This is a genomic window from Formosa sp. F44 (assembly GCF_056238645.1).
This window is the reverse complement of the sequence record NZ_JBWDLJ010000004.1, coordinates 126,216-146,787: the sequence shown is the minus strand read 5'-3', so window position 1 is coordinate 146,787 and position 20,572 is coordinate 126,216. Positions and strand designations below refer to the sequence as shown.

Here is a 20,572-nt window from a genome sequence, read left to right as displayed (position 1 = left end):
CTTAATTTAAGAATTCGAAAACACATGAAAATATATACTAAAACGGGAGACAAAGGTACAACGGCCCTATTTGGAGGCACGCGTGTGCCCAAACATCACATCCGTATAGAAAGTTACGGCACCGTAGACGAACTTAACTCTTACATTGGCCTTATTCGAGACCAAGATATAAACCCAGCTTACAAAGAAATTTTAATTAGTATTCAGGACAGACTGTTTACTGTTGGAGCCATGTTAGCGACGCCACCAGAAAAAGCAATTCTAAAAAACGGAAAAGAACGTTTAAATATTCCGAAGATTGAGGATGCCAATATCACGCTTCTGGAAACAGAAATGGATACCATGAATGCCGAACTACCACCAATGACGCATTTTGTATTACCTGGCGGGCACCAAACTGTGTCATTCTGTCACATTGCACGCTGTGTTTGTCGTAGAGCAGAGCGCTTAGCCTCAGAGTTAAACGACATAGAACCCTTAAATCCGCAAACTCTGACGTATCTAAACCGTCTTTCTGACTACATTTTTGTGTTGGCACGAAAGTTGTCTCATGACTTACAAGCAGACGAAGTAAAGTGGATTCCTGAAAAGCATTAAAAGCTACCATTTCAAGAAAAATGATAACCCGCTTTAAGTCAATTTGTTTGCTTAAAACAAAGCGTTCTTTAATTTAATGATGAAATAATTCATTTTTTTCTTGACTATTTAAACTAAAAAATTATTTTTGCAAAAAATAAAAACGAATTACAGATGTATTGGACATTAGAATTAGCATCATATTTAAGTGATGCGCCTTGGCCAGCTACTAAAGATGAGCTGATTGACTACGCGATTAGAACAGGAGCTCCTCTAGAAGTTGTAGAAAATTTACAATCCATTGAAGATGAAGGAGATTCGTACGACTCTATTGAAGAGATCTGGTCAGATTACCCGACAGATGAAGATTATCTCTGGAACGAGGATGAATATTAATATTACATAAAGAAAAGTTAAAAAGTCTCGTATCGAGGCTTTTTTTTGTGCTATTCTGTATTAAACATAACAACAAAACGTATATTTGAGTGCTTTATTTTTTAGCATTTAAAGTACTTAACTGTATCTATTAAGTCGCAAGGCTTAATGCAAACTAAACACACATACACATGAATTTTTTAAATTCTGTACTTAAGGTATTTGTTGGAGACAAATCCAAGCAAGATGTTAAAGCCATCATGCCTTTAGTAAATAAAATTAAAACTTTTGAAAAAGCTCTAGAAGCTTTATCTCACGACGAACTTAGAGCGAAAACAGCTTTCTTTAAGGCTAAAATTGCTGAAGGTCGTAAACCTTTTGAAGATCAAATTACTGCGCTTTTAGATGAAGCTAACAACACCGAAGACATAGACAGACGTGAAGATATTTATCAAGAAATAGATAAATTAAAAGACGATTCTTATGTGGCCACAGAAGATGTATTAAACGACATTCTTCCAGAAGCCTTTGCAGTGGTTAAAGAAACAGCAAAACGTTTTAAAGACAATACAAACATAACAGTTACAGCTAATACTTTTGATAGAGAAATTTCTGGAATTAAAGATTATGTTGTTTTAGAAGACGATAAAGCCATTTGGGCAAACTCATGGGATGCTGCAGGAAAAGCCATCACATGGGATATGGTACATTACGATGTACAACTTATTGGTGGTATTGCCATGCACCAAGGTAAAATTGCAGAGATGCAAACAGGGGAAGGTAAAACATTAGTTGCAACCTTACCTATGTACCTAAACGCATTAGCAGGTAAAGGTGTGCACTTAGTTACGGTAAACGACTACTTAGCAAAACGTGATAGCGCATGGATGGCGCCTATTTTTCAATTCCATGGTTTAAGTATCGATTGTATCGATTACCACCAACCAAACTCCGAAGCACGTAAAAAAGCATATAATGCCGATATTACTTACGGAACAAATAACGAATTTGGTTTCGATTATTTACGTGATAATATGGCGCATTCTCCAAACGATTTGGTACAACGTCCGCACCACTATGCCATTGTCGATGAAGTCGATTCTGTATTGGTAGATGATGCCCGTACACCATTAATTATTTCTGGTCCAATTCCTCAAGGAGACCGTCACGAATTCACAGAATTAAAGCCTAAGGTAGAAGATATCGTTTCTGTACAACGTAAATACTTAACAGGTGTTTTTGCAGAAGCTAAAAAATTAATTACCGAAGGAGACACTAAAGAAGGTGGCTTTAAATTGTTACGTGTATTCCGTGGAATGCCTAAAAACAAAGCCTTAATTAAATTTTTAAGTGAAGACGGGGTAAGACAATTACTTCAGAAAACTGAAAATCACTATATGCAAGATAACAACCGTGAGATGCCTAAGGTAGACGAAGAGTTGTACTATGTTATAGATGAAAAAAATAATCAGATTGAATTATCAGACAAAGGGGTTGAATACCTTTCTGGTAGCGACAATCCAGACTTTTTCGTGATGCCAGAAATTGGTATTGAAATGGCTAAAATTGAAGCAAAAGGTTTACCTGCAGAAGAAGAAGCTAACGAAAAAGAAGATTTATTTAGAGACTTCGGAATTAAATCTGAACGTATCCATACCTTAAATCAATTACTTAAAGCCTACGCCCTATTTGAAAAAGACAATCAATATGTGGTAATGGACAATAAAGTAATGATTGTTGATGAGCAAACTGGTCGTATTATGGATGGTCGTCGTTATAGCGATGGATTACACCAAGCGATTGAAGCTAAAGAAAATGTAAAAATTGAAGCGGCAACGCAAACTTTCGCAACCGTTACACTTCAAAACTTCTTTAGAATGTACCGTAAACTTTCTGGTATGACGGGTACAGCAATTACCGAAGCGGGAGAATTATGGGAAATCTATAAACTTGATGTTGTAGAGATTCCAACAAACCGTCCGATTGCTAGAATAGATAAAGACGATTTAGTTTACAAAACTAAACGTGAAAAATACAATGCGGTAATCGACGAGGTTACTAAATTATCTCAAGCCGGTCGACCAATCTTAATTGGTACAACCAATGTAGAGATTAGTGAACTTTTAGGAAAAATGTTAAGTATCCGTAAAGTACCACACAACGTATTAAACGCGAAATTACATAAAAAAGAAGCCGACATTGTTGCCGAAGCTGGTCAGCCAGGACAAGTAACTATTGCCACAAACATGGCAGGTCGTGGTACCGATATTAAATTAATCGACGAAGTTAAAAAAGTTGGTGGTTTAGCAATTATTGGTACAGAACGTCATGATTCGCGTCGTGTAGACCGTCAGTTACGTGGTCGTGCTGGTCGTCAAGGAGATCCAGGAAGTTCTCAATTCTATGTATCGTTAGAAGATAACTTAATGCGATTATTCGGATCGGAGCGTATTGCTAAGATGATGGATAAAATGGGATTAGAAGAAGGTGAAGTGATTCAGCATTCTATGATTTCAAAATCTATTGAACGTGCTCAGAAAAAAGTTGAAGAAAATAACTTTGGTGTTCGTAAACGTTTATTAGAGTACGATGATGTTATGAACGCGCAACGTGAAGTAGTTTACAAACGTCGTCACCATGCCTTATTTGGGGAACGTCTTCGTGTAGATTTAGCAAATATGATTTTTGATACTGCTGAAAACATTGCAGAAGTAAACAAAGATGCTAACGACTATAAGAATTTCGGATTTGAATTGATTCGTTATTTCTCAATGGCCAATCCGGTTACCGAACAAGAATTTGCTAAATTATCTGTTCAAGATATTTCGGCAAAAGTATATGCTGCAGCTTTCGACCATTACAAAGCAAAAATGGCTAAAAATGCAGAGCTTGCATTCCCAATTATTAAGAATGTTTTCGAAACTCAGGGTGAGAAATTTAAGCGTATAGTTGTACCATTTACAGATGGTGTAAAAACACTACAAGTGGTTACAGATTTACAACAAGCTTACGAAACTGAAGGAAAACAATTAATTACAGATTTCGAAAAGAATATTACACTAGCCATTATCGATGATGCATGGAAATCGCATTTACGTAAAATGGACGAACTTAAGCAGTCTGTACAATTAGCGGTTCACGAACAAAAAGATCCATTGTTAATTTACAAATTCGAAGCTTTCGAATTGTTTAAAGTGATGATCACTCAAGTCAATAAAGATGTGATTTCATTCTTATTTAAAGGAGAATTACCAAGTGAAGATCAGAATGCAATTAGCGAAGCAAAACAAGTGGCTCCTAAAAAGCAACAAGTAGAAACGACTAAAGAAGAAATTCCTAATTTAGACGAACGCGCTTCACAAAGTAGAGCTGCAGGTCAGACGCAACGTCAGCCAGAAGTTGTAGAAACTATTGTAAGAGACAAGCCAAAAATTGGTAGAAACGATAAAGTAACCATAAAGAATGTAATGAACGGCGAAAGTAAAACCGTGAAATACAAACAAGCCGAACCGCTTTTAGCTAAAGGTGATTGGGTAATTACAGAATAGTATATTCTACTATATATTTAAACAACAAAAAAGCTGTCTATTTTATAATAGACAGCTTTTTTTCGTTTTAATTAATCTAACAAAGGATAAATAGACCTCATTTTATCATTAATAATAATTATTTCAACTTCAATTCCTGATACTGTTTGAGATATAAATACGTTCTTTTTGCCAGCTACTTTTTGTTTTTGTTTAACAGCAAATTCACATTCATGAAATAACTGATGCATACTCCAGTTTCGTGGAAAAAAAGTAGTTGACTTTTCTTTTTTAACCCAAGTATTAGTTTTCTTATCTAAGAACTCTATTTCTGCTTCCCATATTCCGGTCTTGTTATTTTGTTTGATAAGCTCTAAAATTTTTACCCTCTCCGAATTATAATAGTGAACTCCAGACACCTTTCCTTTTTTCACTTGCCCCTTGATACAATGTTCAAAGATTTCAACAAAGTTCAAATCGACACTTGAATTCTTTTTAGTAAGAATTAAATCTTTTATTTCTGTAATGTTTTTTTCAAGACAAATTTGCTCAGCTCTTTTTGGGTTTCTTAAAACTATATTCCGATAAATAGTTGATTTCCTCTTTAGAGTTGGTAAATCATTAAATGGACCTTCTCCTTCTGCAAGATTAATAGTGTACATAGCAGGAATCTTATTAATTCTAACTCCTGGTTTTAAACCTTGCTTATCATTTATGAAAGTATTTTTAACTATGTAATATTTGAATTTCAAAAAATTATGTTTTAATACATTTTAACTTTTACAACTTAGTAAAACAAATATAGCCGATAATCCATTACTATTCAGGATATCGGCACACAAAGTCCTATGTTAATAAGACGTATTTTAACTATATAAAATTGTATTTACTCCATTGACACCTTACTAAATTTCGCATTCACAATAATAGATTTATTGCTACTTAAATTCCCCGTAGAAAATGTAGACACGTTTTCACTGCTCGTTTTTTTAGGATGTTTAAATCGGGATTGCTTGCCGTTGTACTGCAAACTATACTCCGTTTTTGGCAAACTAATTAAGGCATCGCTATTTTCTAAAACAATATTTAGATTCTGAAACGTATCTGCTATTTTAGATATTTTAAGATCACCAAAACTCCCATTAATTATGGTGTTTCCTGTAAGTTGCCCCAATTGTATATTCGATGAATTTGAATTTAACACCAACTGATTTACAGCGCCAATATTAGCTTGTTCTACATACTTTAACACCAACTGCCCCTGATTCCAATTGGTAATAGACACGGGCGCATAAGACACCGCGATGGAAGTGTTACTCCCATCGATAGTGTTTGCTGTTAATTTGGTATGCGACATTTCGGCCTTTAAGTTTTCTATAAGCGATACAAATTGTAATTCGCCATATTTTACATTCACTTTTAAATTTGCCTTTTTGGGCATGTGAATAATAATAGTCTTTTTTATATGAGGACTGCTATCCGGCATGCTTCTGCCCTGCTCTGCGCGTGCTCTAGCTTCTTCGGCTTTCATTCGGCTCGCTTCGGCATGCTCTTGGGCTTCCATTTGCTTTTCAAATGATTTGCCAAACGATTCTCCCCAAGCTTCCATTTGTTCCTCAAAATCCTTTCCGAAGCCGTTTTCAAATTGTTTTCCCCAGGCTTCCATTTGCTTGCCATAAGATTCGCCAAACTTTTCGCCCCAAGCTTCCATTTTTTTCTCGTAATCTTCAAAACCAGAGGCGCTAAACTTCTTCGCCCAAGCCTTCATTTTATCTTGATACTCTTTTCCGTATTCTTTCTGGTAAGTTTTACTCCACTTATCTAAATACTTTTCACCTTCGTTTTTATACGCTTCATAATCAAAATGTACTTGATTCATACCTTCTGGTAATTCGGGTAATTCTGGCATTGTTGGTGGTTCCGGCATATTGGGCATTTGTGGCATATTCGCAAAATGTTTCATATCTGGTAACGGTGGCATGGGTGGCATATCGGCCAATTCGAATTCTAAATGCTGTAGTGCTGAAATTGAATTCACATCAAAATCATAACCTACATCCCAACCATTTTGCATGCCTTTACTCGAAATATTCACAAAACCGCTAGACCCACTTACATCTACATTCCACTCTTTTAACGCCTTTTGTAAATCAGACTGACTTAATTGATCACTTTCTACAAAAGCTTCTACTTCAATCACGTCTTTATTCCACGTATCGATTTTTACTATGGTGTAATTCGATTCTAAATTAATAGTCACCTCTTTATTCACTTTTAAAGATTGCGATGCCTTAGATAGCTTTTGTTGTGCTTGTGTTAGATTAGACGCAAACACAACTAGCACTAAACTTGTAATTGATTTTATAATTAACTGTTTCATTTTTTTGATTGATTTTTTAAATAGATTGTTCCACCGCCTCATCGGCAATAACATCGGTACTGAATTCTTTTAACTGATCGCGTAAACGGTATAACAAGTTTAAACGCAATTTTAGATTATCGATTAAGGCATTTACGGTTAATTCGCTCGGGCCAGATTCGGTTAATTCTATAGATAACTTTTTGTATTCGTTGGTTAATTCTTCTAAACGCTGAATGTAACCATCGATTAATTCTTTATTTTCTGGTGTTAATTCTACCTTAGATAATTCGGTATGAATACTCGCCAGATAATAATCTTCAACTTTCTTTAAGTCGGGAGACAAATCGCCTAAGGTTTTTGTTTTTACAACTGGCGTTACTTCGGTTTCTACAACTTGCTGTTGTGTTTCTGTTACTTGATCAGCATTAAAAAACGTATATCCTCCAAAGCTCAACGCAAATAGAAGCACTAAACTCGCCGCGATAGCCATCCAATTAAATTTAGATTTTGGCGGATCTTGAGGCACACTAGCCTTTAACTTTTCTAAAAAGCGTGCTTCATGTCCTTCAGACAACCGGTCGTCTTTTTGATGTGCTTTTTCGGCTTCAAATAAATCTCTAATATCTTGTGCCATAACTCTTCGTTTTTAAAAGTTCTTGTAATTTTTGTTTTCCTCGCGATAATTGTGTGCGTGAGGCGACTTCAGAAATGTTTAAAATTTCGGAAATCTCTTGATGATCATACCCTTCAATTAAAAACAACATCACCACATATTTATACTTTTCTGGTAAGGTTTCTATAACATGTTTTATATCATTTAGAGTCACACCATCATCCACCGTCCAATTATCATGAGTATCTGCATCGACCACCTTGAGGTGCACCTCTTCTAAAACATCCAACTCTTGTTTTTTAGATTTAAGTGAATCGATACACGTATTCACAACAATACGTTTTAACCAAGCCCCAAAAGTGACGTCGCCTTTAAATTGATGTAGTTTACTAAAGGCCTTTATAAATGCATCTTGCACCAGATCTTCGGCCTCTGCTGTGTTCGAAATAAACCGTTTGGCAACACTATACATCCCATGGCAGTACTGGTTGTATAACTGCAATTGCGCCTTCTGGTCATGCCGTTTACATGCTTCTATAATATCAATAGAAAATAAATTCACTTGTGGTTATATTGGTTAGTATACATCTTAAAGACGTTCTTTTTTTTGAAGTGTTGCAAAAAAGTAAAATATTTTTCCTGTTGCCTGTTAAAATTAGTTTAATTAAATTAAAGGGTATTTAAGTTCAGTATCTTTTAAAGTATCTTTACCTCCTAAATACAAATTGTTTTATGAATAGATTTTTAAAATGGGTTATGATTCTTCTATTGTTTGTTGCGATAGGAGTATTTCTATATGCATATTTTGAAAAAGACGCTTTCAATAAAGTACTTAGTCCGAAGGACACTGTAGAATTTAAACTAAACGATTTAGAGTTAGAAGTATTTTACAACAGACCTTCTAAACGTGATCGTTTAATTTTTGGTGGCTTGGTACCTTATAACGAAGTTTGGAGAACCGGTGCCAACGAAGCCACTACTTTTAAAACAAATAAGCCTTTAAAAATAGGCGATAGTACTTTGCCTGCAGGAAAATACACTCTGTGGTCTATTCCCAACGATTCGACTTGGCATGTCATGTTTAACAAGAAGCAATACAAATGGGGCGTAGACGAAACCATGCAAGCCATGAGAGATCCCGCTTTTGATGTGGTAGATTTGCAAGTTCCTGTAGAAAAACTAAATAACTCGGTTGAAGAATTTACTATTTCTTTCGATAATTCTACCGATAATTTAGCCTTAACCATGGCGTGGGACGACGTGAAAGTTGCAGTACCACTTAAGTAAGTTCCCTATTCTATTTCCATTTATCGTACATTTGTAAATGTTAAAATTTTCTTTTGTAGAAAAAAGAATACATTTGCACTTTCAAGTTTCCATCTATGAGCTACCAATTCACCATTATAGTTCCCGTTTATAATGAAGAAGATAATTTATTACGCGTCGAACAAGAACTTTTAGCCTATGCCAAAACAGCATCTAAAAGCACTAAAATATTACTTGTAAACGACGGTTCTAAGGATAACAGTCAGGAACTTATTGAAGCTATCTGCTCTCGAAACCCTGAGTTTGAATTTATAAGTTTTAAACAAAACAGAGGTTTAAGTGCGGCTATAAAAGCAGGTTTCGATTATACAAATACACCACTCGTGGGTTATATCGATTCCGATTTACAAACAACACCTTCCGACTTTAATATTTTATTACAACATATTGGCGAGTACGATTTGGTTACAGGAGTCCGCGCTAACCGAAAAGATTCGTTTGTGAAAAATATGTCTTCGACCATAGCAAATGGCATTCGCAGAAGTTTCACTCACGATGGTATGGACGATACTGGTTGTCCGTTAAAAGTTATTAAAACAGATTATGCCAAGCGTATTCCCATGTTTAAAGGCTTGCACCGGTTTTTACCTGCCATGATTTTACTGCAACACGGTAAAATTATTCAGGTTCCTGTACAACATTTTCCAAGAATTGCTGGAGAAGCTAAATTCGGATTATTAAATAGATTGGTAGGACCTTTAATAGATTGTTTTGCATATTTATGGATGAAAAAGAAGTATATTAACTACGAAATTGAGACCCGTAGTTAATGAGTAATTGGATTATATACACCATAGGATTTCTTGCGCAAATCTTATTTTCTTCAAGACTAGTCGTACAATGGATTACGTCGGAGAAGAAACGTAAAGTAATTACACCTACTCTATTCTGGACCTTAAGTCTAATCGCTTCTTTTCTACTTTTTGTTTATGGCTACTTAAGGCAAGATTTTGCTATAATGCTTGGACAAAGTTTAACGTATTACATCTACATAAGAAATCTTCAGCTTCAAAACGAATGGCAAAAATTTCCGAAGGCCATACAATGGTTTTTACTTGTAGTTCCAATTCTTATTGTAGTTTACTATTTTAATAATAACAAAATAGATATCACGTTTTTGTTTACGAATGAAGATATACCCGTATGGTTATTAATATTAGGAATTGTATCGCAAGTTGTATTTACCTTTCGTTTTATCTATCAATGGATTTATTCTGAAAAAAGGAAATCATCTACTTTACCCTTTGGTTTTTGGGCATTGAGTTTAGCGGGATCCGTTCTTATACTTGTTTATGCCATTTTACGGAAAGATCCCGTGCTGTTTACAGGACATATTCTAGGGGCTATAATATATAGTCGAAACTTAGTTTTAATAAAGAAATACAATGATTAAGATCATCGAAAAATATCCTGTTGCTTTTATTTGTATTACGGTCGCTCTAATGCTTCTTCCTAATTTACATGTTATGCAAGTAACAATCATGGAAGCGAGAAACTTTATTACAGCTCGTGAAATGATAACCGATAACCATTGGATTTTAACAACAATGAACGGTGAAGCCCGCTACGAAAAACCGCCTTTACCTACATGGTTATCTGCCATATCGGCTTCTATATTTGGATTACATGTTTATGCGTTAAGATTACCTACTGTATTTTTAATTATGGTGATTGGCGTTTTCGTATACCGCTTATCTTATTCCATCTTAAATAATACCTTGCACAGTCTAGTAAATGCCTGTATTGCTTTCACCTCCTTTTATGTGGTTGGCATTACGGTTGAAGCGCCTTGGGACATTTACGCTCATGGCTTTATGCTAATTGCAATTTATCATCTATTTCAGCTCTTTCAAAAAGAAAAAAATTACTGGAAACATACTATTATAGCTGGAATTTGTTTGGGGCTGTCTTTTTTAAGCAAAGGTCCAGTATCTTTATACGTACTGTTCTTACCGTTTTTATTGGCATACAGCTTCACTTATAAATTCAAAAATTTTCGACCTAAAACCTTCTCTATATTTAGTGTACTACTTTTAATGGTCGCTATTGGTGGTTGGTGGTTTATTTACGTGCGCATAATAGATCCTGAAACATTTTCCCATATTACTTCTAAAGAAACAAGCAATTGGGGAAGTTATAATATTCGTCCGTTTTATTACTACTGGAGCTTCTTTATTCAAAGTGGTATATGGACGGTTCCTGCATTTATTGGCTTACTATATCCGTATTTAAAATCGAGAGTTCGCAACTTAAAGGCATATAAATTCAGTTTTTATTGGACGATTTTTGCGGTGATTTTATTATCGATTATCCCTGAAAAGAAATCTAGATATCTTATGCCGGTTTTGATTCCGTTAGCTATTAACACCGGATTCTATATCGATTATTTATTTCAGCATTTTAAAACCCTACAAGACAAAAGAGAAACGATCCCTGTATACTTTAACTTCGGACTAATAGCCTGTATTGGTATTGCCTTTCCGGTTATAGCGTATTTAGGACTAAAAGAGCAACTATCTGGATTTTGGGTTCAGTACGTAATAGCATCGCTAGTACTCTTCACTATAGGTCTTTTTATTTTTATAAATTTGAAGAAGAAAGCCATAAGAACAGTATTCTTTCTAACCGTATTCTTTTTTGCTTCTATATTTATTGTCGCTTTGCCACTTTACAAAGCAACGATTCCTGCGCAGTATAACGAGATTGCAACTTTAAAATCTGAAGCTAAAACACAAGACTTAAAGGTTTATGGGATGAATTATGTATCGCCAGAAATGCTTTTTTTATATGGGGATGTACTTCCGACTATAAAAGATGATGAGCATGAACTGCAATTCCCTAATGAAACCCGTTACGGACTACTAACAAACGAATTAAACACCTCTGACAAAGACATGATAGAAGCGCTTTACACCATGCAACTTGTAAAGACTTACGATCTTAATGTGGCAGATCCATCCTCAAGAAAACACAATTCAAGATTGGTAAACTATTATTATATCCTTAATAAAAAGTAGGCAATCCCTGGCGTTTCATGGCGTAGAGATACAATTTGAAAAAGCCAAAACCAGTAAGGGCACCAAAAGCCATACCGCACACAATGTCTAGCGGATAATGCACACCAACATAAATACGACTGTAGGCCACAACGGCACTCCAAAACAGTAACATAAATATAACATTCTTGTAGAACGGTTTTAAGATTAAGCCTATACATACTGCTACTGCCATAGTACTAGCGGCGTGGGCAGAGAAAAAGCCATATCGGCCACAACGCTCGGCTATAAATCGCATATATTCCATAACACCTTCTTGTCTGCAAGGCCTAGGGCGTTGAAAACCGTGCTTAAACAAGTTTGAAATCTGATCGGTAAATGCAATCATTAAAGCCGCTAAAATCACAAGAGTTAATACTGTTTTGGCTCCTAATTTTTTATAGACTAAAAAAAGTAGCAAGGCATATAAAGGAATAAACGTAAACTTATTAGTAACCACTAACCAGAACGTATCCCAGCCTGTAGAGCCCAAGGTATTAAAAAACAGAAATAATTCTCTATCGGCATTTATGAGTTGATCGAGCATACCTTTTTATTCTTCGTAACGTGCTACTTCTCTATCGTAAAATGCGCTAGCTTTTTCGATTAATCCTTCTGTTTCCATTTCAATTTCTCGCTGGTCTTCTTGATCGAAATCTTCAAACCACTCTACATCATCATCTTCTAAATTAATTATAAAACGAGGAAATTCGGTATGAATCACGAAAATTGCATTTGGGAAATCGGTATTGTCACCTAAAATAAATTTTGGAAGCGCCATATGTCTATTGTTCTTTTTGTAATATTAATTGTTTGGTAAGATAATTAAATCTTATATAAAGTAAAATTGCTGCTGTAGTTAATCCGGCTAAAAGTCCTAACCATATTCCGAAGCTTCCCAATTGATCTTCTTTTCCGAAGTAATAACTTACAGGAAAACCAATAATCCAATAGGAAATAAATGTTATAATAGTAGGCACTTTTACGTCTTGAAGTCCGCGTAAAGCTCCTAAAACAACCACTTGTATACTATCACTAATCTGAAATACAGCTGCGGCTAATAATAAATTCGCAGCGATATGAACCACTTCGGAGTTATCGGCAAAGTTTGTGGCATCGTTTAAATCGACATAAATTTCAGGTAATTCTGTACGCAATAGCATAAACATTAAGGCGAAACACACTGCGAAGAGCGTTCCCATTAAAAACAATGAAAATGCAATCCGTCTTAATTCATGATAATTCTTGAGTCCTTTTTGATTTCCAACACGTACCATACTCGCTACACTTAATCCGGTTGCAACCATAAAGGTCATAGAAGATAAGTTTAAGGCAATCTGATTGGCGGCTTGCGGATTCTTACCTAACAAACCACTTAACCACACTGCCGAAGTAAATATTGCGACTTCAAAAAGCATTTGCATCGCACTAGGAGCACCTAGGTTAAATATACGCTTCATCATTAACTTTTCTAAAACAAAGATTTTTATGTTAATAACGTATGCTTTAGACTTTTCATTTCCTTTTAAAACCCACCATATAAAAGCGACCATTATAAAACGAGACGCTAACGTTCCATAAGCCGCACCTACGATACCATAAGCAGGAGCACCAAACTTACCAAAAATGAACATATAGTTTAAAAGTACATTTACTAAATTACCTATAATGGTGGCGTACATCGGGTATTTAGTCATAGACATCCCGTCACTAAACTGCTTAAATGCCTGAAAAATAATTAAAGGAATTAAAGAAAAAGCTACTAAATCCAAATACGGAATAGCCAACTCTACAACCTCAATAGGTTGTTTCATTAAGTACATTAACGGTTTAGCAAAATAGACGATTAGGAAGAGTAAAACGCCAAGTATGGTACATAATAACAGTCCATGTTTAAAAGCCGATTTTCCCGACTTGAAATCGTCTGAACTATCTGCTTCTGCTACTATAGGTGTAATGGCTGTAGAAAAACCAATCCCTACAGACATGGCTATAAACATAAAACTATTACCCAAAGAAACTGCAGCAAGTTCTGCTGTTCCTAATTGGCCAACCATAATATTGTCTACAAAGCTAACAAATGTATGACCCAGCATACCAAGCATCACTGGAGCTGCCAGTTGCCAATTGTATTTAAATTCTTTTGTGTATTGAGATAAAAGCACTTTAATTTTTTTGTCGTGCAAAGGTAATTTTAAAAACAGCTTAAGACGAAACTTTCACAAATATTTTATAAGGAAGGTAAGTTGACTTTAGAACGCTCGAATTCTGTAATAATTTCAGAAATAATTTCGGAAACTGGCTTAATTTCATGAATCAATCCTGCCACTTGACCAATTTCTAATTCGCCTTCTTCTAAATCGCCTTCGAACATTCCCTTTTTGGCGCGACCACGCCCCAAGAATGCTTTCAATTGGTCTGCTGTTGTACCTTTTTGGTACATGGTCTGGAGGTCGTTAAAAAACTTGTTTTTAATTAAACGCGCCGGAGCTAATTCTTTTAACGTTAAATGGGTATCGCCATCCTTAGTATACACCACGCTTTCTTTAAAATTTGGATGTGCCGAAGATTCTTTACTAGCTACAAACCGACTTCCTATCTGTACGCCATCTGCTCCTAAAACCATAGCCGCTAACATGCCTTTTCCTGTAGCGATTCCTCCTGCTGCGATTAATGGCACATTTAATTGTTCCTTAACCATAGGAATTAAAGTAAAGGTCGTGGTTTCTTCCCGACCGTTATGGCCGCCAGCTTCAAAGCCTTCTGCAACCACTGCATCTACACCTGCAGCTTGTGCTTTTAAGGCAAACTTTACGCTACTCACCACGTGCACCACAATTATGCCACGTTCTTTTAACCAAGACGTCCACGTTTTTGGATTTCCTGCTGAAGTAAATACAATTTTCACATCTTCTTCAACAATAATATTCATAATCTCTTCAATGTTTGGATATAACATGGGCACATTAACTCCAAATGGCTTGTTAGTCGCTTTTTTACATTTCTGAATATGCTCACGTAACACTTCCGGATACATAGAACCTGCACCTAGTAATCCTAAAATTCCGGAATTACTCGCCGCCGAAGCCAACTTCCAGCCACTATTCCAAACCATTCCTGCTTGCACAATAGGATACTGAATATTGAATAAAGATGTGATCGTATTCATTACTTTATGAACTTAAAGGATTTTGAGTTACTTCTGCTAGATAATTTTAAAATATAAACACCATGCGATAAACCAGATACATCTATGGTTTTAGAATTTCCTTGCATAGCATGTTGTGAAACTTGTTGCCCCAACTGATTATAAATAGCATATTCTAACGTTTCTATACTTGAAGGCAATACTAGGTTTAAAACTGTTGAAACAGGATTAGGATAAAAACGAATAGCTTCCATAACGTCATCATTTATCGAAAGTGCGAAATCTTTTGCCAGAGCTAAATCAGGAATTCCATACCCCAGAAAATCGTCCGGATTGCTATATTGAGAACCGGATTCTCTAACCAAATTCATGACCATTGTTGCCGAAACTTCGGGAATTGATTGCCATAAAGACGCAATACCTCCACACATAATGGGTGAACTAAAAGAGGTTCCATTATACTGAACTATCTGATCATTTTCGTTTACTAAAAAGGTCGCTCCACCTCTAGCTACTACATCCGGTTTCTGGTATCCTACTTGTGCTTCTCCACCTTGCGAACTAAACGATACATACTCGCCAAAAGCATTTACAGCACCAATGCTTAATATCTCTGGAGAATCGGCAGGCGCAGTAACTGTGCGCCAAGATGTGGCTCCAGAATTTCCTGCACTAACAACCACTAGAATTCCTTTTTCTACGGCTATCGCAGCTCCTTTGGATATGAATGCAACCTTCCCATTCATATCGGCAGTGGTGTAATTATATTTGGCGTTATCGAATAGATTATAGCCTAGAGACGTATTTATCATGTCTACACCCAAGCTATCTGCGCGTTCTGTAGCTTCTACCCAGTAACTCTCTTCTGCAGGCGATTCGCTATCGGGATCTTCTGTATTAAATATATAATAAGAAGCGTCTGGAGCTGTGCCCACATATTCGTTTTCAATATACGCCGCCATAGAACTTAGTACTAATGTACCGTGCGAACTTGTCGTATTTGCATAAATATCTTCGGTTCTATCTACAAAATCGTATCCACCTAATAAATTTCCCTGATCTCTTAATCGCTGAAAGGCCTGCATGGTGTTAACATTAGGAAATCCGGAGTCTAACACCGCTATAGTAATACCTTTACCTGTATAACCTGCAGTATGGAGCGCATCCACGTTAATCATTTCAACCTGATTTTGAGAATCGCCATATGTAAAATCAACACGGGTATCTTCAACACTCGTTTTTGAAAGTACTTGACGTGAGCGTGAAGTAGAGGTATTTAAACTGGTATCGGCAAAATCAATTGAGTCCACAAAGGATAATTCTGATAAATCCTTAATGTTTTCTAAAGATATCCCCCTAACATATACTGAATTAAACCATTTAGATTTTGCCAATACTGTTATTCCTGTTTGCGATTTTAATTGTGAAATATAAGCTTCATTAACAGGCACATCTCTAGCATCTATTGGGATGCCGTGTCTCTGTTTCCTAGCGATGGCCTTTTGTGTAAGTATAGACGTAGGATTTGCCAAAGCTTCTGAAACATTTGGTTTATCTGTTAAATATACCCAAGCATCTTCTTGCGCATAAGTTTGTCCCGTAAAAACGAGTAATACCAAAAAGAAAATGGATCTGAACATATTTTTTTTCTACAATTTACGAAATAACTCCGGAACCTAGCAAATCATCTTCATGATACCAAGCTACAAATTGTCCTTCTGTAATTGCAGATTGTGGTGCTTCAAATTCCACATATAATCCATTATCTACTTTATATAATGTTGCTTTTTGTAAAGGTTGTCTGTAACGAATTCTCGCCATAACCTCTAAAGTATCGCCTGCTTGTAATTTTAAATCTTCGCGAATCCAATGCTCCTCTTCATTAGTGACAAATAGAGCCGATTTAAATAATCCCGGATGTGAATGTCCTTGTCCGGTATAAATCACATTTTCGTTAACGTCGGTATCTATAACAAACAGAGGTTCTACTGTACCGCCAACACCTAAACCTTTACGTTGTCCTTTGGTAAAATAATGAGCACCTTGGTGTTTTCCAACAATTTTTCCATCGGAAACATGATAAACTTTTTTAGTAGTAAGATATTGAAGTTCCTCTAATTTAGTCGCAAATTCTGTCTGAGAAGCCATGTACATTTCGTGTGCTCTATCGACTTCAACAATAACACCTTCTTTAGGTTTTAATTGCTGTTGTAAAAATTCTGGCAAACGTACTTTTCCTATAAAACAAAGTCCTTGAGAATCTTTTTTATCGGCTGTTACTAAATCTAATTCGGTTGCAATTTTACGCACTTCCGGCTTAGTGAGTTCCCCGATTGGGAATAACGCCTTAGCTAACTGATCTTGTGATAATTGACATAAAAAATAAGATTGATCTTTATTTCCGTCTAAACCTGCCAATAATTGGTAAGTCTCGTTTTCGCCTTCATTAATAATGCCTTTTCTACAGTAATGCCCTGTAGCCACATAATCTGCCCCTAGGTCTAAGGCAATTTTCATAAACACATCAAACTTAATCTCGCGATTACAAAGGACATCCGGATTTGGTGTACGCCCGTTTTCGTATTCTTTAAACATATAATCGACGATACGTTCTTTATACTGCTCGCTTAAATCGACCGTTTGAAAAGGAATTCCTAATTTCTCGGCCACCAACATGGCATCATTACTATCGTCTAACCACGGACATTCATCTGAAATTGTAACAGAATCATCGTGCCAATTTTTCATAAAAAGCCCGATTACTTCATAGCCTTGTTGTTGCAACACATACGCCGCAACACTAGAATCTACACCACCTGAAAGTCCAACAATTACTCGTTTCATTTTTAAAAGTTTAATTATGCCAAAGCATGTATTAGGGAAAGAAAATTAACTGTATACGTTAAGATTGTATCAGACAAAAGTTAACTGTACTATTGTTTAGCAGGATTCTTACTGTAATTGGTATAATCCTTAGTATCTACTAATTCTCCGTCTTTATAAAAGTTCCAAATTCCGTCTTTTTTATCATTTTTAAAAGCACCTTCTGCTGTTAAATTCCCTTCTAAGTCGTAGTACTTAGACATACCTTGCAACTTATCATTCACATACGTAAAATCCTTTAAAACTATTCCTTTTTCTGAATACCATATAGATTTTCCGTCTATTTTACCATTTTTAAACATGGTACGCTCCGTAAGCTTCCCGTTATCGTAGTACACCAAACGTTCTCCGTCTAATTTACCCTGATTGTTATAATGTTCTTCCATCATAACTTTATCGGAATTCTTATGAAAGTAAACCCAATCTCCGATGTATAATTTGCCTTTCATTTTACCTTTACTAATCACTTTCTGATTAGAAGCAAAAAACTGTACTTCGGCAATATCGTCGTTTGCATTAAATGTCTTTACTGCCGACAACACTGGCTTATTATTTACATTCTTGTAAAATTTAAACGTTCCGACTTCTTTACCATGCGAAAACTCTCCTTCGTAACGCAATACTTTAGTGTCATCGAAATTCTTTTTCCAAATTCCATCGCGTTTACCATTGGCATCTAACTGATTAATATTTTGTGCCATTGCGGTTCCAAACACACATAATATTAAAAGGGTTAATACATTTTTCATATTATTAAAACGAATAACAATTAATAGAAATACAAGTAACAAAAAAGCTGCCAATTAAGGCAGCTTAGATTATTTTTTGCGATTTTGCATTTGTTTCTGCTGTTCTGCCTGCTCCATCATATCTTTCATTTTCTTCTGAAAGCGATTTTCCTTTTTAGGCTTCTTCTTATTCTCTTGGATTTTTGCATGAATTTTATCTTCATCGATAATGAAGTTTTTAATCACTAACATAATTCCAATAGTAATTAAGTTAGATATAAAGTAATACAAACTCAATCCTGACGCATAATTATTAAAGAATACTAACATCATGATTGGAGAGAAGTAAATCATGTACTTCATCATTTTACCCATATCAGGCATACCTTCTTGCGTTGGTTGAGATGCCACTTGTTGTCCTGTTGTCATTTTCATATAAAAGAAGATGGCTACAGAAGCTAAGATTGGGAATAAACTAATATGATCTCCGTAAAAAGGAATTTTAAACGGTAATTCTGCAATGGTATCGTAAGAAGATAAATCGTCTGCCCAAAGGAAACTTTTATGTCTTAAATCGAATGCCGATGGGAAAAACTGGAATAAAGCATAGAATACCGGAAGTTGTAATAAACCAGGTAAACATCCCGCCATTGGGCTAGCTCCTGCTTTGCTATATAACGCCATTGTAGCTTGTTGCTTTTTCATGGCATTATCTTTATACTTCTCGTTTATGTCGTTAATCTCTGGTTTAAGAATTTTCATCTTAGCCTGAGATAAATACGATTTGTAAGTTACTGGAGACATTACAATTCTCACCAAAATAGTCATTACTATAATAGCAAAACCGTAAGGCATTAAGTCACTTAAGAAGCCAAATAATGGTACAAATACATAACGGTTAATCCATCCAAAAATACCCCATCCAAAAGGAATACTATCGTCTAAACTATAATCGTATTGTTTAAGTACAGTATTATCTGTTGGACCAAAATAAAATTTTAAGGGTGCATTAAATTCTCCACCTTGTAATTCTAATGGAATTTTAGAGGTATAAATTTTAGTAAATTCTGCATGATCATCTCCACTTTCAACTAAATTTTCAGAAACTAAATCTACCGTTTTAAAAGGTTTCTCTGTAACTAAAATAGAACTAAAGAAATGCTGTCTGTAAGATAACCACGTAACATCTTCTTCAATATCATCGTCGTCGCTGGTCGGACTTAATTTGTCAATTTTACCACCATCGTGCTGATAGGTTAAACGTGTGTAACGATTTTCGTACTCCACACTTTTATCGCCACGAATCATTTTTTGTTTCCAATCTAAATTAACAGCTTGAGAGCTATTAATCACATCGCTTAAACCTTGAGAACGGATGGTGAAATCCATCATGTAATTATTTGGCTTAAGCTCGTAACGATATTCTAAAAATTTAGAGTTTGACACTTTAAGTTTCATAGAAACTACAGTGTTAGCACCATTTTTAGTAATTGTAGGCTCAAAATATAAATCTTGAGTATTTAAGTTACGACTGTCTGTGGTTCCGAAATTAATATTGAAACCAATATTTTTATCTTTAATAAGAAAAACAGGTAGTGAATCGTAATTATCGAAAGCTTTAAGTCTAACTTCCGATAGGAAACCACCTTTATTACTGAATTTTAAATCGAATAATTCTGTTTCTACTCTAGTGTCTTTATTTGATGCAGAAGGTAAAGTCGATGAGTATGCAAAAGCACCTAATTTATTTTTAAGTCCTTCTAGTTTTAAAGAATCTGTTGCCGATGTCACTGAAAAATCTTCCGAAGATGTTTCTATAGTTGCATTTTGAATTTCAGCGTTCTTCTCTGCTTCAACTTGTTCTTGTTTTGCTTGCTCCTGAGCTTCTAATTCCTCTGGAGTTGGCTGATTCTGCCAAAGCATAAACATTAAAATTCCAAAGATTAGGATAAATCCTATGACCGAATTCAGGTCTAATTTCTTTTCTTCCATCTAATTA

The 20,572-nt window shown here is 35.5% G+C and carries 19 protein-coding genes; 7 read left to right on the top strand and 12 right to left on the bottom strand.

Going from position 1 to position 20,572, the window contains the following annotated elements:
• Positions 1–24 precede the first annotated feature (24 nt).
• The 3 genes from AC0UBM_RS13415 to secA all read left to right on the top strand — a co-directional run bounded on the left by AC0UBM_RS13415 (position 25) and on the right by secA (position 4,499).
• On the top strand, positions 25–597 hold the full coding sequence (locus AC0UBM_RS13415) for a cob(I)yrinic acid a,c-diamide adenosyltransferase (protein WP_414037225.1): 573 nt from the start codon (positions 25–27) through the stop codon (positions 595–597).
• Positions 598–750: 153 nt separating this feature from the next.
• Complete coding sequence (locus tag AC0UBM_RS13410) at positions 751–972, top strand: DUF2795 domain-containing protein (RefSeq protein WP_019387375.1); 222 nt, start codon at positions 751–753, stop codon at positions 970–972.
• A gap of 170 nt (positions 973–1,142) precedes the next feature.
• Positions 1,143–4,499 carry a preprotein translocase subunit SecA gene (secA, locus tag AC0UBM_RS13405; protein WP_475688933.1) on the top strand — a complete coding sequence of 1,119 codons (3,357 nt, stop codon included), beginning with the start codon at positions 1,143–1,145 and terminating at the stop codon, positions 4,497–4,499.
• 71 nt (positions 4,500–4,570) lie between these two features.
• Here the strand turns inward: secA and AC0UBM_RS13400 are convergent, their stop codons facing one another.
• The 4 genes from AC0UBM_RS13400 to AC0UBM_RS13385 all read right to left on the bottom strand — a co-directional run bounded on the left by AC0UBM_RS13400 (position 4,571) and on the right by AC0UBM_RS13385 (position 8,015).
• The gene (locus tag AC0UBM_RS13400; protein WP_475688932.1) at positions 4,571–5,230 is read right to left on the bottom strand and encodes an EndoU domain-containing protein; all 660 of its coding nucleotides are present in this window, start codon (positions 5,228–5,230) and stop codon (positions 4,571–4,573) included.
• A 134-nt stretch (positions 5,231–5,364) separates the two neighbouring features.
• Positions 5,365–6,858, bottom strand: a complete 1,494-nt coding sequence (locus AC0UBM_RS13395; RefSeq protein WP_475688931.1) for a hypothetical protein — start codon at positions 6,856–6,858, stop codon at positions 5,365–5,367.
• Between the two features lie 16 nt (positions 6,859–6,874).
• Positions 6,875–7,474 carry a hypothetical protein gene (locus AC0UBM_RS13390; protein ID WP_475688930.1) on the bottom strand — a complete coding sequence of 200 codons (600 nt, stop codon included), beginning with the start codon at positions 7,472–7,474 and terminating at the stop codon, positions 6,875–6,877.
• Entirely contained in the window at positions 7,458–8,015 is a 558-nt protein-coding gene (locus AC0UBM_RS13385) for an RNA polymerase sigma factor (protein WP_434035366.1), read from the bottom strand. Before AC0UBM_RS13385 ends, AC0UBM_RS13390 begins: the two co-directional genes overlap by 17 nt.
• 170 nt (positions 8,016–8,185) lie before the next feature.
• Between AC0UBM_RS13385 and AC0UBM_RS13380 the strand changes: the two genes are divergently transcribed.
• The 4 genes from AC0UBM_RS13380 (at position 8,186) to AC0UBM_RS13365 (ending at position 11,796) form a co-directional block, all read left to right on the top strand.
• Positions 8,186–8,740: a DUF2911 domain-containing protein gene (locus AC0UBM_RS13380; RefSeq protein WP_414037231.1), complete on the top strand. Its 555-nt coding sequence runs from the start codon at positions 8,186–8,188 to the stop codon at positions 8,738–8,740.
• A 95-nt stretch (positions 8,741–8,835) separates the two neighbouring features.
• Positions 8,836–9,549, top strand: coding sequence for a glycosyltransferase (locus AC0UBM_RS13375; protein ID WP_475688929.1), 714 nt, complete (start codon positions 8,836–8,838; stop codon positions 9,547–9,549).
• Positions 9,549–10,172, top strand: a complete 624-nt coding sequence (locus tag AC0UBM_RS13370) for a lipid-A-disaccharide synthase N-terminal domain-containing protein (protein ID WP_475688928.1) — start codon at positions 9,549–9,551, stop codon at positions 10,170–10,172. The genes AC0UBM_RS13375 and AC0UBM_RS13370 overlap by 1 nt, the downstream gene beginning before the upstream one ends.
• Complete coding sequence (locus tag AC0UBM_RS13365; RefSeq protein ID WP_475688927.1) at positions 10,165–11,796, top strand: ArnT family glycosyltransferase; 1,632 nt, start codon at positions 10,165–10,167, stop codon at positions 11,794–11,796. Before AC0UBM_RS13370 ends, AC0UBM_RS13365 begins: the two co-directional genes overlap by 8 nt.
• Here AC0UBM_RS13365 and AC0UBM_RS13360 read toward each other — a convergent pair.
• The 8 genes from AC0UBM_RS13360 to yidC all read right to left on the bottom strand — a co-directional run bounded on the left by AC0UBM_RS13360 (position 11,783) and on the right by yidC (position 20,565).
• Positions 11,783–12,361, bottom strand: coding sequence for a phosphatase PAP2 family protein (locus AC0UBM_RS13360; protein WP_475688926.1), 579 nt, complete (start codon positions 12,359–12,361; stop codon positions 11,783–11,785). The genes AC0UBM_RS13365 and AC0UBM_RS13360 overlap by 14 nt on opposite strands.
• A gap of 6 nt (positions 12,362–12,367) precedes the next feature.
• Entirely contained in the window at positions 12,368–12,595 is a 228-nt protein-coding gene (locus AC0UBM_RS13355) for a hypothetical protein (protein ID WP_414037236.1), read from the bottom strand.
• Positions 12,596–12,599: 4 nt separating this feature from the next.
• Entirely contained in the window at positions 12,600–13,979 is a 1,380-nt protein-coding gene (locus AC0UBM_RS13350; protein ID WP_475689189.1) for an MATE family efflux transporter, read from the bottom strand.
• 65 nt (positions 13,980–14,044) lie between these two features.
• Positions 14,045–14,983, bottom strand: coding sequence for an NAD(P)H-dependent flavin oxidoreductase (locus AC0UBM_RS13345; RefSeq protein ID WP_475688925.1), 939 nt, complete (start codon positions 14,981–14,983; stop codon positions 14,045–14,047).
• Positions 14,983–16,602, bottom strand: a complete 1,620-nt coding sequence (locus tag AC0UBM_RS13340) for a S8 family serine peptidase (protein ID WP_475688924.1) — start codon at positions 16,600–16,602, stop codon at positions 14,983–14,985. Before AC0UBM_RS13340 ends, AC0UBM_RS13345 begins: the two co-directional genes overlap by 1 nt.
• 16 nt (positions 16,603–16,618) lie before the next feature.
• Positions 16,619–17,806, bottom strand: coding sequence for a tRNA 2-thiouridine(34) synthase MnmA (mnmA, locus tag AC0UBM_RS13335; RefSeq protein ID WP_475688923.1), 1,188 nt, complete (start codon positions 17,804–17,806; stop codon positions 16,619–16,621).
• Positions 17,807–17,895: 89 nt separating this feature from the next.
• Complete coding sequence (locus AC0UBM_RS13330) at positions 17,896–18,594, bottom strand: toxin-antitoxin system YwqK family antitoxin (protein ID WP_475688922.1); 699 nt, start codon at positions 18,592–18,594, stop codon at positions 17,896–17,898.
• Between the two features lie 69 nt (positions 18,595–18,663).
• Positions 18,664–20,565 carry a membrane protein insertase YidC gene (yidC, locus tag AC0UBM_RS13325; RefSeq protein WP_475688921.1) on the bottom strand — a complete coding sequence of 634 codons (1,902 nt, stop codon included), beginning with the start codon at positions 20,563–20,565 and terminating at the stop codon, positions 18,664–18,666.
• Positions 20,566–20,572 lie beyond the last annotated feature (7 nt).

What these genes read in the sequence shown, in the direction of transcription:
- AC0UBM_RS13415 (WP_414037225.1), top strand. Translation starts at nt 25, where the DNA reads ATGAAAATATATACTAAAACGGGAGACAAAGGTACAACGGCCCTATTT.
- AC0UBM_RS13410 (WP_019387375.1), top strand. Translation starts at nt 751, where the DNA reads ATGTATTGGACATTAGAATTAGCATCATATTTAAGTGATGCGCCTTGG.
- secA (WP_475688933.1), top strand. Translation starts at nt 1,143, where the DNA reads ATGAATTTTTTAAATTCTGTACTTAAGGTATTTGTTGGAGACAAATCC.
- AC0UBM_RS13395 (WP_475688931.1), bottom strand. Translation starts at nt 6,858, where the DNA reads ATGAAACAGTTAATTATAAAATCAATTACAAGTTTAGTGCTAGTTGTG.
- AC0UBM_RS13390 (WP_475688930.1), bottom strand. Translation starts at nt 7,474, where the DNA reads ATGGCACAAGATATTAGAGATTTATTTGAAGCCGAAAAAGCACATCAA.
- AC0UBM_RS13380 (WP_414037231.1), top strand. Translation starts at nt 8,186, where the DNA reads ATGAATAGATTTTTAAAATGGGTTATGATTCTTCTATTGTTTGTTGCG.
- AC0UBM_RS13375 (WP_475688929.1), top strand. Translation starts at nt 8,836, where the DNA reads ATGAGCTACCAATTCACCATTATAGTTCCCGTTTATAATGAAGAAGAT.
- AC0UBM_RS13370 (WP_475688928.1), top strand. Translation starts at nt 9,549, where the DNA reads ATGAGTAATTGGATTATATACACCATAGGATTTCTTGCGCAAATCTTA.
- AC0UBM_RS13365 (WP_475688927.1), top strand. Translation starts at nt 10,165, where the DNA reads ATGATTAAGATCATCGAAAAATATCCTGTTGCTTTTATTTGTATTACG.
- AC0UBM_RS13360 (WP_475688926.1), bottom strand. Translation starts at nt 12,361, where the DNA reads ATGCTCGATCAACTCATAAATGCCGATAGAGAATTATTTCTGTTTTTT.
- AC0UBM_RS13355 (WP_414037236.1), bottom strand. Translation starts at nt 12,595, where the DNA reads ATGGCGCTTCCAAAATTTATTTTAGGTGACAATACCGATTTCCCAAAT.
- AC0UBM_RS13345 (WP_475688925.1), bottom strand. Translation starts at nt 14,983, where the DNA reads ATGAATACGATCACATCTTTATTCAATATTCAGTATCCTATTGTGCAA.
- AC0UBM_RS13340 (WP_475688924.1), bottom strand. Translation starts at nt 16,602, where the DNA reads ATGTTCAGATCCATTTTCTTTTTGGTATTACTCGTTTTTACGGGACAA.
- mnmA (WP_475688923.1), bottom strand. Translation starts at nt 17,806, where the DNA reads ATGAAACGAGTAATTGTTGGACTTTCAGGTGGTGTAGATTCTAGTGTT.
- AC0UBM_RS13330 (WP_475688922.1), bottom strand. Translation starts at nt 18,594, where the DNA reads ATGAAAAATGTATTAACCCTTTTAATATTATGTGTGTTTGGAACCGCA.
- yidC (WP_475688921.1), bottom strand. Translation starts at nt 20,565, where the DNA reads ATGGAAGAAAAGAAATTAGACCTGAATTCGGTCATAGGATTTATCCTA.